The sequence below is a fragment of the Streptomyces sp. NBC_01384 genome (assembly GCF_045040035.1).
Classification (GTDB): Bacteria; Actinomycetota; Actinomycetes; order Streptomycetales; family Streptomycetaceae; genus Streptomyces.
The window spans coordinates 1,692,416-1,705,540 of sequence record NZ_CP109559.1 but is presented as its reverse complement, the minus strand read 5'-3'; the positions used below and the strand labels follow the sequence as shown (position 1 = coordinate 1,705,540).

At 71.6% G+C, this 13,125-nt stretch carries 14 protein-coding genes, 6 tRNA genes and 1 pseudogene; 11 read left to right on the top strand and 10 right to left on the bottom strand.

The window, feature by feature from the left end:
• The first annotated feature begins 171 nt into the window (after positions 1 to 171).
• The gene (gene cobA / locus OG747_RS07590) at positions 172 to 1,428 is read left to right on the top strand and encodes a uroporphyrinogen-III C-methyltransferase (protein WP_405878515.1); all 1,257 of its coding nucleotides are present in this window, start codon (positions 172 to 174) and stop codon (positions 1,426 to 1,428) included.
• A 64-nt stretch (positions 1,429 to 1,492) separates the two neighbouring features.
• Complete coding sequence (locus tag OG747_RS07585; protein WP_405878514.1) at positions 1,493 to 2,311, top strand: TrmH family RNA methyltransferase; 819 nt, start codon at positions 1,493 to 1,495, stop codon at positions 2,309 to 2,311.
• 45 nt (positions 2,312 to 2,356) lie between these two features.
• Here OG747_RS07585 and OG747_RS07580 read toward each other — a convergent pair whose 3' ends face one another.
• Complete coding sequence (locus OG747_RS07580) at positions 2,357 to 3,673, bottom strand: serine/threonine-protein kinase (RefSeq protein ID WP_405885468.1); 1,317 nt, start codon at positions 3,671 to 3,673, stop codon at positions 2,357 to 2,359.
• 196 nt (positions 3,674 to 3,869) lie between these two features.
• Here OG747_RS07580 and OG747_RS07575 point away from each other — a divergent pair.
• From OG747_RS07575 to OG747_RS07560, 4 genes and pseudogenes are all read left to right on the top strand, one after another.
• A pseudogene (locus OG747_RS07575) lies at positions 3,870 to 4,177 on the top strand (hypothetical protein).
• A gap of 198 nt (positions 4,178 to 4,375) precedes the next feature.
• Positions 4,376 to 4,579, top strand: a complete 204-nt coding sequence (locus tag OG747_RS07570) for a hypothetical protein (RefSeq protein WP_405878513.1) — start codon at positions 4,376 to 4,378, stop codon at positions 4,577 to 4,579.
• 312 nt (positions 4,580 to 4,891) lie between these two features.
• Positions 4,892 to 5,830 carry a phosphotransferase family protein gene (locus tag OG747_RS07565; RefSeq protein ID WP_405878512.1) on the top strand — a complete coding sequence of 313 codons (939 nt, stop codon included), beginning with the start codon at positions 4,892 to 4,894 and terminating at the stop codon, positions 5,828 to 5,830.
• 74 nt (positions 5,831 to 5,904) lie between these two features.
• The gene (locus OG747_RS07560; protein ID WP_405878511.1) at positions 5,905 to 6,204 is read left to right on the top strand and encodes a zf-TFIIB domain-containing protein; all 300 of its coding nucleotides are present in this window, start codon (positions 5,905 to 5,907) and stop codon (positions 6,202 to 6,204) included.
• Positions 6,205 to 6,272: 68 nt separating this feature from the next.
• Here OG747_RS07560 and OG747_RS07555 read toward each other — a convergent pair.
• The 6 genes from OG747_RS07555 to OG747_RS07530 all read right to left on the bottom strand — a co-directional run bounded on the left by OG747_RS07555 (position 6,273) and on the right by OG747_RS07530 (position 6,864).
• Positions 6,273 to 6,347: transfer RNA gene (locus tag OG747_RS07555), tRNA-Val, on the bottom strand.
• Positions 6,348 to 6,393: 46 nt separating this feature from the next.
• Positions 6,394 to 6,465 (bottom strand) — tRNA-Val (locus OG747_RS07550).
• Between the two features lie 34 nt (positions 6,466 to 6,499).
• Positions 6,500 to 6,568: transfer RNA gene (locus tag OG747_RS07545), tRNA-Val, on the bottom strand.
• Positions 6,569 to 6,605: 37 nt separating this feature from the next.
• A tRNA-Val gene (locus OG747_RS07540) sits at positions 6,606 to 6,677 on the bottom strand.
• A gap of 1 nt (position 6,678) precedes the next feature.
• A tRNA-Cys gene (locus tag OG747_RS07535) sits at positions 6,679 to 6,752 on the bottom strand.
• Positions 6,753 to 6,791: 39 nt separating this feature from the next.
• Positions 6,792 to 6,864 (bottom strand) — tRNA-Gly (locus OG747_RS07530).
• Between the two features lie 156 nt (positions 6,865 to 7,020).
• Between OG747_RS07530 and OG747_RS07525 the strand changes: the two genes are divergently transcribed.
• The 3 genes from OG747_RS07525 to OG747_RS07515 all read left to right on the top strand — a co-directional run bounded on the left by OG747_RS07525 (position 7,021) and on the right by OG747_RS07515 (position 9,805).
• Positions 7,021 to 8,073 (top strand): chorismate-binding protein, encoded by a 1,053-nt coding sequence (locus OG747_RS07525; protein WP_405878510.1) that lies wholly within the window; start codon positions 7,021 to 7,023, stop codon positions 8,071 to 8,073.
• Positions 8,070 to 8,891 (top strand): aminotransferase class IV, encoded by an 822-nt coding sequence (locus OG747_RS07520; RefSeq protein ID WP_405878509.1) that lies wholly within the window; start codon positions 8,070 to 8,072, stop codon positions 8,889 to 8,891. Before OG747_RS07525 ends, OG747_RS07520 begins: the two co-directional genes overlap by 4 nt.
• Before the next feature lie 89 nt (positions 8,892 to 8,980).
• Entirely contained in the window at positions 8,981 to 9,805 is an 825-nt protein-coding gene (locus OG747_RS07515; protein WP_405878508.1) for a GNAT family N-acetyltransferase, read from the top strand.
• Between the two features lie 77 nt (positions 9,806 to 9,882).
• Here the strand turns inward: OG747_RS07515 and OG747_RS07510 are convergent, their stop codons facing one another.
• Entirely contained in the window at positions 9,883 to 10,401 is a 519-nt protein-coding gene (locus OG747_RS07510; protein ID WP_405878507.1) for a DsbA family protein, read from the bottom strand.
• Positions 10,402 to 10,573: 172 nt separating this feature from the next.
• Between OG747_RS07510 and OG747_RS07505 the strand changes: the two genes are divergently transcribed.
• A complete protein-coding gene (locus tag OG747_RS07505) occupies positions 10,574 to 11,020 on the top strand; it encodes a hypothetical protein (RefSeq protein WP_405878506.1) in 447 nt (148 codons plus the stop codon).
• Positions 11,021 to 11,197: 177 nt separating this feature from the next.
• A complete protein-coding gene (locus OG747_RS07500; protein ID WP_405878505.1) occupies positions 11,198 to 11,350 on the top strand; it encodes a hypothetical protein in 153 nt (50 codons plus the stop codon).
• Between the two features lie 124 nt (positions 11,351 to 11,474).
• Here OG747_RS07500 and OG747_RS07495 read toward each other — a convergent pair whose 3' ends face one another.
• Together OG747_RS07495 and OG747_RS07490 are read right to left on the bottom strand one after the other, a co-directional pair.
• Positions 11,475 to 12,032, bottom strand: a complete 558-nt coding sequence (locus OG747_RS07495) for a CGNR zinc finger domain-containing protein (protein WP_405878504.1) — start codon at positions 12,030 to 12,032, stop codon at positions 11,475 to 11,477.
• A 487-nt stretch (positions 12,033 to 12,519) separates the two neighbouring features.
• Positions 12,520 to 12,933, bottom strand: coding sequence for an SsgA family sporulation/cell division regulator (locus tag OG747_RS07490; protein WP_003959770.1), 414 nt, complete (start codon positions 12,931 to 12,933; stop codon positions 12,520 to 12,522).
• Positions 12,934 to 13,125: the final 192 nt, after the last annotated feature.

Genomic DNA, 13,125 nt, shown 5'->3' with positions numbered 1-13,125 from the left:
CGATGGGGTCCGGGGGAGCCCCGGTTTCGGGAAGGGGCGGGTTTGGGGAAGGAAACCCCCACCCACCCCAGCCACCCACCGGCCCCGCACCCTAAAATCCGCACGTCAGGGGCCACTCCAGAGCCGCAGGGGCCCCGCCCAGCACCGCCCCGCATGAGGAGCCGCACCGCCATGGCCGAACACCCCGCCTACCCCGTAGGCCTCCGCCTCACCGGCCGCCGCGTAGTCGTTCTCGGCGGCGGCCAGGTGGCCGGGCGTCGCCTTCCGGCGCTCATCGCGGCAGGCGCGGACATCCACCTCGTATCGCCCGAGGCCACCCCCTCCGTCGAGGCGATGGCGGACGCGGGCGAGATCACCTGGACGAAGCGCGCGTACGAGGAAGGCGACCTGGCGGACGCCTGGTACGCCCTGATCGCGACCAGCGACCCCGAGGCGAACACGGACGCCTCCGCCGAGGCGGAGCGCCACCGCGTCTGGTGCGTCCGCTCCGACGACGCCGACGCGGCGACCGCCTGGACCCCGGCCACCGGCCACAGCGAAGGCGTCACGGTCGCCGTCCTCACCACCGACGCCAAGGGCCGCGACCCCCGCCACACCGCCGCGATCCGCGACGCGGTGGTCGAGGGCCTGCGCGACGGCACCCTGGTGGCGCCCCACCACCGCACCCGCACCCCCGGCGTCGCCCTGGTCGGCGGCGGCCCCGGCGACCCGGACCTGATCACGGTCCGCGGCCGCCGTCTGCTCGCCGAGGCCGACGTGGTGATCGCCGACCGCCTCGGCCCGCGCGACCTGCTCGCCGAACTCCCGCCGCACGTCGAGGTGATCGACGCGGCGAAGATCCCGTACGGCCGTTTCATGGCCCAGGAGGCCATCAACAACGCGCTGATCGAGCATGCGAAGCAGGGCAAGTCGGTTGTCCGGCTCAAGGGCGGCGACCCGTTCGTCTTCGGCCGTGGCATGGAGGAGGCCCAGGCACTCGCCGAGGCGGGCATCGCCTGCACGGTCGTCCCCGGCATCTCCAGCTCGATCTCGGTGCCGGGCGCGGCGGGCATCCCCGTCACCCACCGGGGTGTCGCACATGAGTTCACCGTGGTCAGTGGCCATGTCGCCCCCGACGACGAGCGCTCTCTGGTCGACTGGTCGGCCCTCGCCAAGCTGCGCGGCACGCTCGTCGTCCTCATGGGCGTCGACAAGATCGGCAGGATCGCCGAAACGCTGATCGCGCACGGCAAGCCGGCCGACACCCCCGTCGCCCTGGTCCAGGAGGGCACGACCGCCGCCCAGCGGCGCGTCGACGCGACCCTGGCTACGGTCGCCGAGACCGTCGTCGCGCAGGACGTGAAGCCCCCGGCGGTGATCGTCATCGGAGAGGTCGTGAACGTCGGCCCCGGGCACGTGGCGCGGCCGACCCCCGAGGCCTCCGCGTAACCCGGGGTAACACAACCCCTTCCCAGCCGTTGGCACCGCACCCAGGACAAGGCAGTATCACCCTGTGGCCGATCTCATCACCGTTGAGAACCCCGACGACCCGCGTCTGCGTGACTACACGGGCCTGACCGACGTGGAGCTGCGCCGCAAGCGCGAACCAGCGGAGGGCCTGTTCATCGCCGAGGGCGAGAAGGTCATCAGACGGGCCAAGGACGCCGGGTACGAGATGCGCTCGATGCTCCTGTCCGCGAAGTGGGTCGACGTCATGCGCGACGTGATCGACGAGCTCCCGGCCCCGGTGTACGCGGTCAGCCCCGAGCTCGCCGAGCAGGTCACCGGCTACCACGTGCACCGCGGCGCGCTCGCCTCCATGCAGCGCAAGCCGCTGCCGACGGCGGAGGAACTCCTGCGGTCCGCGCGCCGAGTGGTGGTCATGGAGGCGGTCAACGACCACACCAACATCGGCGCGATCTTCCGCTCCGCCGCCGCCCTGGGTATGGACGCGGTCCTGCTCTCCCCGGACTGCGCGGACCCGCTCTACCGTCGCTCCGTGAAGGTCTCGATGGGCGCGGTCTTCTCGGTCCCGTACGCCCGTCTCGAGACCTGGCCCAAGGGCCTGGAGTCGGTCCGCGACGCCGGTTTCAACCTGCTCGCCCTCACCCCGGACGAGAAGGCGAGGTCCCTGGACGAGGCGGCCCCGCACCGGATGGACCGGGTCGCGCTGATGCTCGGCGCGGAGGGCGACGGCCTGTCCACGAAGGCCCTGATGGCGGCGGACGAATGGGTCCGCATCCCGATGGCCCACGGCGTCGACTCGCTCAACGTGGGCGCGGCAGCGGCGGTCGCGTTCTACGCGGTGGCGACGGGCCGCCCGCAGTCCTAGGCCCGGCCCTGGGCGCTGTCGTCCTCAGCCGTCTTTTAGACGTCCTTAGTCATCCTTGGCCGTCTTGTTCAGCCGGCTCCCGTACTGCTCGGCCATCAGATTCCCGGACCGCGGCGCGTACGACGACTGCTCCTGTCGTACGTCCTTGCGCGTACTCCCGTTGTCCAGCCCGCGCGCCGGCCCCTGGCATCCCTGCGCCGCCGCGATGCCCAGCGCGACGAGCAGCGTCACCACGACGAACACGAAGAGCCGCTGGCGCAGCAGCCGTGGGTTGGCGGGTCGGCGCCCGGTCCCGGTGGTCCGAGGTGCGGGACGGCCGGTACCACTGCGGGGCGCGGGCCTGCTGCCGGAACGCCCGGTTCCGCGGGCGGGCGCGGGGCGCGCACCGGACGGCGTCGGCCGTGAGCCCCCGTTGGTCCCGCCCGTGCCCTGCGGGCGGCGCTGGGTGGGTTGCTCGGCGTACTGCTCGGCGAGGCGCCCCGTCGGCCGGTCGGGATCGCCCCGCGGCGTGGGCGGCCGGACATCCGCCAGGCCCTGTGCCTCGCGGGCGGCGATCTCCTTGAGCCGCAGGGAGAGTTGGAGCGTGCTGGGGCGTTCCTCGGGGTCCTTGGCCAGACATGCGCGGACGAGCGGAGCCAGCGCGTCCGGAACGCCGTGCAGCTGCGGCTCCTCGTGCACCACTCGGTAGAGCATCACCTCGGAACTGCCGTGTCCGAAGGGCGAGTCGTTGGTCGCCGCGTACGCCAGCGTGGCCCCGAGCGCGAACACGTCCGTGGCCGGGCTGACGGCGGCCCCGCGTACCTGCTCGGGCGCGAGGAAGCCGGGTGAGCCGACGGCCGTACCGACGTGGGTGAGCGTCGAGGCACCCGTCGCCCAGGCGATGCCGAAGTCGATGATCCGCGGTCCCTTCGGGGACAGCAGGATGTTGGACGGCTTGAGGTCCCGGTGCACGACACCGGCCTCGTGCACGGCGACGAGCCCCTCGGAGAGCGCGGCACCGACGGCGGCCACGTCGGCGGCCGACATCGGGCCCTCCTCGGCGACCTTGTCGTAGAGGGAGGGCCCAGGCACGTACTGGGTGGCGAACCACGGCCGGTCCGCCTCGAGATCGGCGGCTACGAGCCGCGCCGTGCAGCCGCCCCTGATCCGCCGGGCCGCCGAGACCTCGCGGGCGAACCGCGACCGGAACTCCTGATCCTCCGCCAGATCCGGTCGGATCACCTTCAGCGCGACCCGCTGGCCACGTCTGTCGGAGCCCAGGTAGACCACGCCCATTCCACCCGCGCCGAGCCGTCTGTGAAGCCTGAACGAGCCGACGACACGCGGGTCCTCGCGCCTCAGGCGCATCATCGCCATGTCCATCCCCGCTGCCCGGTCCGTTTGACGAGCCACAGCTTACGTTTCCGCGGCCGGGTGCGCGCAGAGGCCGCGCCCTCTCGGCCCGATCGATTGTCAGTGCCGGGTGGGAGACGTGAAAGACGGTCAGGGAACAAGCGAACAGAAGGGCTTTGGGCCACCTGTGATCCCAACCGTCCCTCACAGAAGGGGGATTGAACCTGTGAAGGGTGATCGCGTGGAGACAGTCGTGAACGCCGGGGACACGACGCGCACGGACGAGGTGATGGCGAGCGGGGTGGGCCGCAGGGTGGAGACCACGGTGCGGCGGGGGGTGGTGGAAGTGAGCGAAGTCACCCGGTGGGGGTCCCCCCACGCCGTTTAGGCAGTGGGGGAGGGTCGGTCGTGCGCACCGCCCGCTTCATGGCGACGCGGGTGCCGGCGCCGGTCGAGCAGCCGGCGCCCAGGGAGGACAGCTCGGAACAGTCGGGGCACACCGGACGCCCCCTCAGGGAAGACCCTGAGTCCTAGGACTCCATCTCCACCCAGGGGAGTACATCGCAGGTCATCGCTCATCCTCCGGGAGGCCCGGCAATCGGTACGAGGGCATGACGACCCATCGCCGCCGCACCCCTAGATTTGAGGTCAAGCGGCGGGTGCAGCACTCGTCCCCCGAGGTCAGACACTCGCCGCTGCCAACCACAAAGATGCTCGGTCAGGAGAGGGACCATGGCCCACACGGCACCGCGGACGGCGATCCGCACGCAGGGACGCAAGGCGTACGGCGCCGCGTTCCCGCGCCAGGGCCAGCGCCACCCCTTGGTGGCGACAGCGATGGTCCTTCCCCTGGCGGCCCTGCTCGTAGTCGTCTTCGGCGGCTGGGACGCAGTGGTCACACAAGCGTCGTCCGTGGGCGTGATGCTGGGGCGCTGAACGGCGCCCCGGGCCCGGAAGAGCGGTCCGGGCGGGGACATCCGGCCATGAAACCCCGTGGGGACGGGGGTGCGGCGGACGGCACAAATGCCCGCGCAGCTGGGGAGCTGCGCGGGCATTGTTTTTGTCCTGGCTCGGCAGCCGGACCCGGGGTGGATTCTTTTGGCCTCGGGTGGCTGAGGGCTGATCGCGCCCACGCGGCGGAGCCGCACGATGTGACAGCTCCGCGCCCCTCAAAGTCCCGGCCCGTCCGGCGTTCGAGGACGACAACGTACGCTCACCAGGGACCGACCGCGCACCCCAGGGGGACCCGTGACCGCAGACGTGCTGTCCGCCCTGACCGCCGGGGCGCGGCACGCGGCCCACCCCAGGGGCAACGCCTGCGCGCACGACGACACCGTCCTCGCCGACCGGCACGACGGCACCGTCGTCCGCCACGGCGACACCGTGGCCAAGGCCCACGCCCCCGGCACGGACCCCGCGGAACTGTCCCGCCGCCTCGCCGCCACCGCGCACCCCGCGCTCTCCGGCATCCTCCTGCCCCCGCTCCGCCCCGCGCCCGTCGAGCTGCGCGGCCGGCTCGTCACCTTCTGGCCGTACGGCGCCCCCGTCGACCCGGAGACTCCCGAGGCGGCCCCCTGGGAGGCGGCGGCGACCCTGCTGGCCCGCCTCCACCGGACCCCCGTGCCGGACGGCCTGCCGCCCATGAGGGGCCCCGCCAAGGCGGCCGGGGCGATCGCCCGGCTCCGGTCGGCGGGCCCGCACCCGGCCGCCGCCCTGGTGCTGCGCGCCTGGGCGGGCCTGCCCGCCTGGGCCCGCGACGAAGCCCCCGCGCCGGCCGCCAAGACCCTCTGCCACGGAGACCTGCACCTCGGCCAGCTCGTCCGTCACCCCGCGCCGGCCGGTCCCTGGCTCCTCATCGACGTGGACGACCTCGGCGTGGGCGTCCCGGCCTGGGACCTGGGCCGTCCGGCCGCCTGGTACGCCTGCGGTCTGCTCCCGCCCGACGAGTGGACCCGTTTCCTGACCGCCTACCAGCGCGCGGGCGGCCCGGCCGTACCCGCCGACGGCGACCCCTGGCCCGCCCTGGACGTCGCCGCCCGCGTCCTCACCGTGCAGACGGCGGCCCTGGCGATCGCCAAGTCACTCGCGGCAGGCCGCCCCTTGGACGAGGTGCAGCAGGCCGTGATCGACGCCTGCGACCGAATGGGGTCCGTCCCGCCCGAGTTGGCGCACGGCCCGACCACGTAGGGTGCAACCGTTCGAGGCCGGACAGTGTCTGTCCTGGCGGAAGCGGTACCGACCGGCGAGGAGTTGAGCCGAGCATGCAGTGTCCGAAGTGCCATGCGCCGATGCACACGTACAACCGCAATGGCGTCCAGATCGAGCAGTGCAGCGGCTGCCGCGGGATATTTCTCGACTACGGCGAGCTGGAGGCGCTGACCCGCCTGGAGTCCCAGTGGTCGCAGCCGGTGCCGCCCCCGCCCGCCCCGCAGGCGTACCCGTCCGCGCCCGCCTGGGGTGCCCCGCAGCACGGAGGCCATGGCGGTCACGGCGGTCACGACGGTCACTACGGCGGTCACCAGCGGCACAAGAGCTTCGGCCACATGCTCTTCTCGTCCTGAGCGCGACCGGGGAAACAACCCGGGTACGACGAAGCCCCCGACCGTACGAGACGGCCGGGGGCTTCGGCTGGTGCGCGATACTGGGATTGAACCAGTGACCTCTTCCGTGTCAGGGAAGCGCTCTCCCGCTGAGCTAATCGCGCAGGTGAACCTGCAGGTGGTGCGAGTGATGCGGTGGTGCCTACTGCGTGCGCGATACTGGGATTGAACCAGTGACCTCTTCCGTGTCAGGGAAGCGCTCTCCCGCTGAGCTAATCGCGCGGGGATCCTTGCGGATCAAGTCCTTGCGGACCAGTGGACGATACTGGGATTGAACCAGTGACCTCTTCCGTGTCAGGGAAGCGCTCTCCCGCTGAGCTAATCGCGCGGGGATCCTTGCGGATCAAGTCCTTGCGGACCAGTGGACGATACTGGGATTGAACCAGTGACCTCTTCCGTGTCAGGGAAGCGCTCTCCCGCTGAGCTAATCGTCCTTGGAGGTGGAGACGGGATTTGAACCCGTGTAGACGGCTTTGCAGGCCGTTGCCTCGCCTCTCGGCCACTCCACCAGGAGTGTGGGGGTTCGGGACGATCCCCCACTTCCTGCGAGCGGACGACCAGGTTCGAACTGGCGACCTCAACCTTGGCAAGGTTGCGCTCTACCAACTGAGCTACGTCCGCATGTCGTTTCCGTTCGGCTTGCGCGTCCCGGCGACGTGTTGAACTCTAGCGGATTCCGGGGCCAGCACAAAAACGCGTTTGTGCAGCGTGCTGCGGTCTGTCCGCCGAAGGACATGGTCAGGGCACCCGCAGGTCACCCGCCCTAGACTCGACTGCGTGCTCGACCTCCCTCCTCTCGCCCGCTTCGGCGGCCTCGTCGCGACCGGTCTCCTCGACGTCACCAGCGACCCCGCGGCCCTGGACTCGGCCGGTTTCTGGGCCGTTTCGGCCGACTTCGAGGGGCGTCTGATCTGCGCCCGCTTCCAGGACGTACGAGAGGAACCCGTGCCCGCCCCGGTGCCGGGACAGTGGCGGGGCCCCGCGACCGGTGACTGGACGTCGTCCCTCGACCGCGCCGCGTACACGGAGGGTGTGCGCCGTATCCGCGCGGACATAGCCGCCGGTGAGGTCTACCAGGCCAACCTCTGCCGTGTGCTGTCCGCGTCCGTCGCCCCCGACGCCGACGTGGACGCCCTCACCGCCCTGCTGGCCCGCGGCAACCCGGCACCGTACGCAGGAACGATCCGCCTGCCCCGCCACGGCGTCGAGATCGCCACCGCCTCCCCCGAACTCTTCCTGCGCCGCACCGGCCGCACCATCGAGTCGGGACCGATCAAGGGCACCGGACGCACCGAGGCCGATCTCCTCGACAAGGACTACGCCGAGAACGTGATGATCGTGGACCTGGTCCGCAACGACATCGGCCGCGTCTGCGCCACCGGCACCGTCACCGTCCCCGACCTGTGCGTGGTCGAGAAGCACCCGGGGCTCGTCCACCTCGTCTCCACGGTCCGCGGCGAACTGCGCGACGACGCGGGCTGGCCCGAGCTGCTGGCCGCCGCGTTCCCGCCCGGCTCGGTCACCGGCGCCCCCAAGTCCAGCGCCCTGCGGATCATCGACGCCCTGGAGACCGCGCCCCGCGGCCCCTACTGCGGCGGCATCGGCTGGGTCGACGCCGACCGTGGCACCGGCGAGCTCGCCGTCGGCATCCGCACCTTCTGGATCGACCGTCGCGAAGGCTGTCTGCGGTTCGGCACCGGCGCGGGCATCACCTGGGGCTCCGACCCGGAGGGGGAGTGGCGGGAGACCGAGCTGAAGGCGTCCCGGCTGCTCGCGGTAGCGTCGGGAGAGTACGGAGACACGTACGAAAGTGGAAGGACTCTGACGTGAAGATCTGGCTCGACGGCGGGCTGCAGGACATGGAGTCCGCCCGCGTCTCCGTCTTCGATCACGGGCTGACCGTCGGTGACGGCATCTTCGAGACCGTGAAGGCGGTGGACGGGCGGCCGTTCGCGCTGACCCGCCACCTCGACCGGCTGGCCCGCTCGGCGCGCGGCCTGGGACTGCCCGAACCCGACCTCGACGAGGTCCGCCGCGCCTGCGCCGCCGTACTGGACGTCAACCCGATGCCGCTCGGCCGGCTGCGGATCACGTACACCGGCGGCCACGGCCCGCTCGGGTCCGACCGCGGTGAGCACGGCCCGACCCTGCTCGTCGCCCTCGGCGAGTCCGCCCGCCGCCCCGACTCCACCGCCGTGATCACCGTGCCGTGGACCCGCAACGAGCGCGGCGCCCTCACCGGCCTCAAGACCACCTCGTACGCCGAGAACGTCGTCGCCCTGGCCCGCGCGCGCGAACAGAGCGCGTCCGAGGCGCTGTTCGCCAACACGGTCGGGCAGCTGTGCGAGGGCACGGGCTCGAACGTCTTCGTCGTCCTCGACGGCGAGATCCACACTCCGCCCCTCGCCTCCGGCTGCCTCGCCGGGATCACGCGCGCGCTCGCCGTCGAGTGGACCGGCGCCAAGGAGACCGACCTGCCGCTGGACGTCCTGGAGCGCGCCGACGAGGTCTTCCTGACCTCCACGCTGCGGGATGTGCAGGGCGTGCACCGGGTCGACGGACGCGAACTCCCGGGCGCGCCGGGCCCGGTGACGGCCAAGGCGATGCGGATCTTCGACGAGCGGGCCGGGCACGACCTCGATCCGTAGGGCCCGATCTGTAGGGCCCGATCCGGGGGGTGCGTCGGCGGCGGCAAATCCGGATGACGACAGCTGGTGGAGCGGGTAGAACACCCGTGATGACCACCACTCTGCGGCCGACCGAGCCGCTTCAGCGCGGAGCCGACGGGGCGTTGTCACGCCGCTACAAGGTCTGTGTGAACAGCCGTCCCGTGGGCGAGATCCACCTTTCCACGCACCCCGAATACGGCCCCACCGTGGCCCGGGTCGGGGAGCTGCACATCGAGGAACCCGATCGCGGGCGGGGCCGGGGCACGGTGGCCGTGCTCGCGGCCGAGGAGGTGGCGCGCGGCTGGGGCTGCAAGCGCATCGAGACGTCGGTGCCCGCGGACGCGGCGGCCATGCTCCGGCTCGTCACGACGCTCGGGTACGTCCTGAACAGCCGGAACATGGCGAAGCGTCTGGAGGGCCCGCCACCCGAACTGCCCGTCGGCAGTGTCCCCCGGCCCATGACCGAGGCCGAGTACGTGCCCTGGCTGGCGTACGAGCGTGAGGAGTTCGCCCGTTCCCTGATCGAGCGGGGCGTGTCCGAGGCCGAGGCGTACCGCAAGGCGGACCTGAGCCATGCCCGGTTCCTGCCGGACGGGCCGGCCACCGCGGACACACTGATCAGCGTCCTGGAGCACGAGGGGACGCTGGTCGGCACCCTGTGGGTGGGACTGTGGCCCGACATGGCGTACGTGCTCAGCGTCGAGGCCGATCGCGAGCACCGGGGCCGCGGCCACGGACGCACCCTGATGCTGCTGGCCGAGGCCCAGGCGGTGGTCGGCGGGAGGGACCGCATCGGCCTCAACGTGTTCGCGGGCAACACCCCGGCGGAGAAGCTCTACGAGTCGCTCGGCTACGCGACGACCATGTACCACTTCTACAAGAACCTGCTGTGAGGCAGGAGAGCCCGCTTTGAGGGATGCCTGTAGGTGAGGGGCGCCTGTACAAGAACGTGCGCGGCGCCGTCCGAGTGCTACGCGTCCTCGGCCAGCAGGCGGTCGGCGATCTCCTCGATGCGCTCGCGCAGGCCCTCCTGGCTCTTGCCGCCGTCGAGCCGCTCGCCGCCGATGACATAGGTCGGGGTGCCGGTCACACCGATGGCCTTGCCCTCGGCCTGGTCGGTGTCGACGATCAGGATGTGCCGCCCGTCGATCAGGGCCGTGTCGAACTCCTCGGCGTCCAGGCCGAGTTCACGGGCCACCTCGATCAGGAAGGGTTCGCCCTTGCGGTCCAGCTCCTCGACGCGACCGAGCACCGCCTCGACGTACGGCCAGGTCTGCCCCTGCTCCGCGGCCTCCTCGGCGGCCTGTGCGGCGGCGAAGGCGTGCTTGTGCTTCTCCAGCGGGAAGTGCCGCAGCCGCAGCTCCAGCCGGTCGCCGTAGCGGGCGCGCAGCGCGCGCAGGTCGGTGAGGGCGCTGCGGCAGTCGGGGCACTGGAGTTCGCACCAGACGTCCAGGACGGCGGCGGCGCGGGCTGTGGAGGAGTCGTTCATGACACCCAGTCTCCCAGCCCCGCCGACGGTGCCCCAACCGGGACCTGGGGAGGACCCCGACCCGGAGATGTCCCTGAGGTCCGCCCGGAGCATGGCATATCGGGCGTAGGGCGGTGCAGGATGGAAGGGACGAACCGACCCCGCTGGACCGAGCCCTGCCCTGGAGGACCGGATGATTGCCGAGACCGTCTGTTCCGCCGTCTCCGCGGCCGGCCTCGGCATCGCCGCGGTCACGGCCTACCGCAAGCGCTTCCTCTCCGCCGCACGCATCGCCGCCTACTCGCTGGTGCCGGTCGGCCTGGTGATGACCGGGGTCGTCGGCTGGCTGGCCGACACCGCGTTCAGCCCGACCGCGTGGGCGGGCTTCGGTGTGCTGGGCGTGGCCTGGCTGCTGTTCATGACCACGCGGGCGGTGGAGCGACGCGGCGGCGGGACCAGGAAGGAACGCAAGGCGGCCGCCCGGGCCGCCCGGCGCGAGGCGGTGGGCCCCGCGGCCTCGGCGCCCTCGCTGGGCCAGGCCTCCCGCCCGGCCGCCCGACCCGGGACGACACCCCGGGCCACCGGCGCCGGCGACGACCTCGGCGACATCGAGGCCATCCTGAAGAAGCACGGCATATGAAGTGGCCCGGATATGAAGTAGCCCGGCCTGTGTCGGACTGAAACGACACAGAGGATCATGGGACGGCACGGAAACGATCACGTTCGTGCCTGCTCACCGCGGATATTGGCGAACTCCCGGTCATTCCGGGCGTGTTGATCGCGGAGGGGGTGGTGGCTGCGCCATCATCGCCGCGAGATGCTGGATACAACAGAGAGCGACACCGCCGTCCCTCCTGAGGAGCGGCGGGGTTGTCTCTACGCACTTTCCCAGCCACCGCTGATGATCTTCCTTGCGGTGATCGGCTGTCTGCTGCTCATGGCTTCGCTGCACGACCTGCTGCTGCTCTGAGCCGTACACGGAGCCCCTGGCGTCACCCGCCGAGGGCTCCGTAGCCCGCCGCCACCCGTCCAGCTTCCCCGCGGGGCGGTTCACGTTCCCGCAGGCCGGTTCCCGTCCCCGCAAGCCGGTTCCCTCAGCCCGCCGCCTCCTTGCGGCGTGCCCGGTACGCGGCCACGTGGAGCCGGTTTCCGCAGGTCCGGCTGTCGCAGTAGCGGCGCGATCGGTTGCGGGAGAGATCCACGAAGGCGCGCCGGCAGTCCGGGGCCTCGCAGCGCCGCAGCCGGTCCTGCTCGCCGGCGACCACGAAGAAGGCCAGCGCCATCCCGCAGTCGGCCGCGAGGTGGTCGGCGATCGAGGCGCCCGGCGCGAAGTAGTGCACATGCCAGTCGTAGCCGTCGTGGTCGGTGAGCCGGGGAGTGGTGCCCGCGGCGGCGACCAGTTCGTTGATGAGACCCGCGGCGGTCCGTGGGTCGTCCGCGGCGAAGACTCCGGCGAACCGGCCGCGGACCTTGCGTACGGCCGCGAGGTCGTGCTCCGTCAGCACGCCGACGTCACTGATCTCGTGCTTTCGTACGAAATCGGCGAGGGACGCGACATCCGCGAGCCCGTCCGCCGTGTGGTCCTCCGGCGCGGTGTTCACCAGATCCACCACGGTGTCGAGGGCGCACCGGGTGTCGTGGGTGATCAGCACGTTTCGCTCCCTGGCCTGGGGGTCGGGCGGCCGCCCGCCGATGCTGGCCGATGGTAGTGGCTTCCCGGCGCGGGAGAGCGGGTGCGGTCCAGGAGGGTGCGGTCCCGCACGCCCCGGGGCGGACCGCGAACCACGAGCCCCGACACCACGGATGTCGACCCGGGCCCCGTGCACCGGCCCGCCCGGATCCTGTCCGGGGTGTGCCCCGCCGGGGGCCGTTCCTGCGGAGGTGCGCCCTCGTCGGCGCGCCCGGGCGACGTCCATGCGGAAGACCCGCCCCCGCCCCCGGCCACCGGCACCGACGCCATTCCGGTCGAGGCTCGCGCTCGCGTCCGCACACCGGCGCCGCCTCCGCGGAAGTCCGCGGCGACGGCGCCGGTGTCTGTGCCCTATGCGGTTGTGCCCTATCCGGTTGTGCCCTATGCGGTTGTCTAGGCCCGAGCCGTCTCCCCGAGTGGACGGCGCCGGGCGGCTCTGTGGGGACTCGCTAGCTCTCGGCCAGGATGTGTGAGAGCTCCGTGTCGAGATCGAAGTGCCGGTGTTCCGTGCCGGGGGGCACGGCGGCGTCCGTTCGCTTCAGGAAGGACTCCAAGGCCCGCGCCGGGGCCTCGAGCAGAGCCTCACCCTCCGGGGAGCTCAGGGCAATGCATACGACGCCCTGGCCATGGCTCCGGGACGGCCAGACTCGGACGTCGCCGGTACCGGTGGGCCGGTGCAGGCCCTCGGCGAGGAGGTCGCGGGCGAACACCCACTCGACGGTTTCCTCGGCTCCGGTATGGAAGGTGGCGTGCACGGCGTAGGGATCGGCCGTGTCATACCGCAGTCCTGCGGGAACAGGCAGTGAGGACTCGCTCGACACAACGAGGCGCAGGTGCAGCTCGCAGCTGACCGTGGTGTTCATAAGCGCCAGGGCCTTTCGCTCAGTGTGCGCTCGGGGATTCGCACGTCGGCGAAATCGACATGCCACCTACGGTGCCGTTGTAAACCCCTCTGAGTGTTTTGCGTGTCTTTACGTAACTCTTCCGGCCGAGAGTGCCTTCGCCGGATAGGGCCATTCCGGTGACTGGTTTCTCTCCGGTAGGGTTTGGCCGTA

Bases quoted from the DNA above. Each gene is read 5' to 3' on its own strand.
- OG747_RS07500 (WP_405878505.1), top strand. From the start codon at position 11,198: ATGCTGGATACAACAGAGAGCGACACCGCCGTCCCTCCTGAGGAGCGG.
- OG747_RS07560 (WP_405878511.1), top strand. From the start codon at position 5,905: ATGCAGTGTCCGAAGTGCCATGCGCCGATGCACACGTACAACCGCAAT.
- OG747_RS07570 (WP_405878513.1), top strand. From the start codon at position 4,376: ATGGCCCACACGGCACCGCGGACGGCGATCCGCACGCAGGGACGCAAG.
- OG747_RS07505 (WP_405878506.1), top strand. From the start codon at position 10,574: ATGATTGCCGAGACCGTCTGTTCCGCCGTCTCCGCGGCCGGCCTCGGC.
- OG747_RS07510 (WP_405878507.1), bottom strand. From the start codon at position 10,401: ATGAACGACTCCTCCACAGCCCGCGCCGCCGCCGTCCTGGACGTCTGG.
- OG747_RS07490 (WP_003959770.1), bottom strand. From the start codon at position 12,933: ATGAACACCACGGTCAGCTGCGAGCTGCACCTGCGCCTCGTTGTGTCG.
- cobA (WP_405878515.1), top strand. From the start codon at position 172: ATGGCCGAACACCCCGCCTACCCCGTAGGCCTCCGCCTCACCGGCCGC.
- OG747_RS07515 (WP_405878508.1), top strand. From the start codon at position 8,981: ATGACCACCACTCTGCGGCCGACCGAGCCGCTTCAGCGCGGAGCCGAC.
- OG747_RS07580 (WP_405885468.1), bottom strand. From the start codon at position 3,673: ATGGACATGGCGATGATGCGCCTGAGGCGCGAGGACCCGCGTGTCGTC.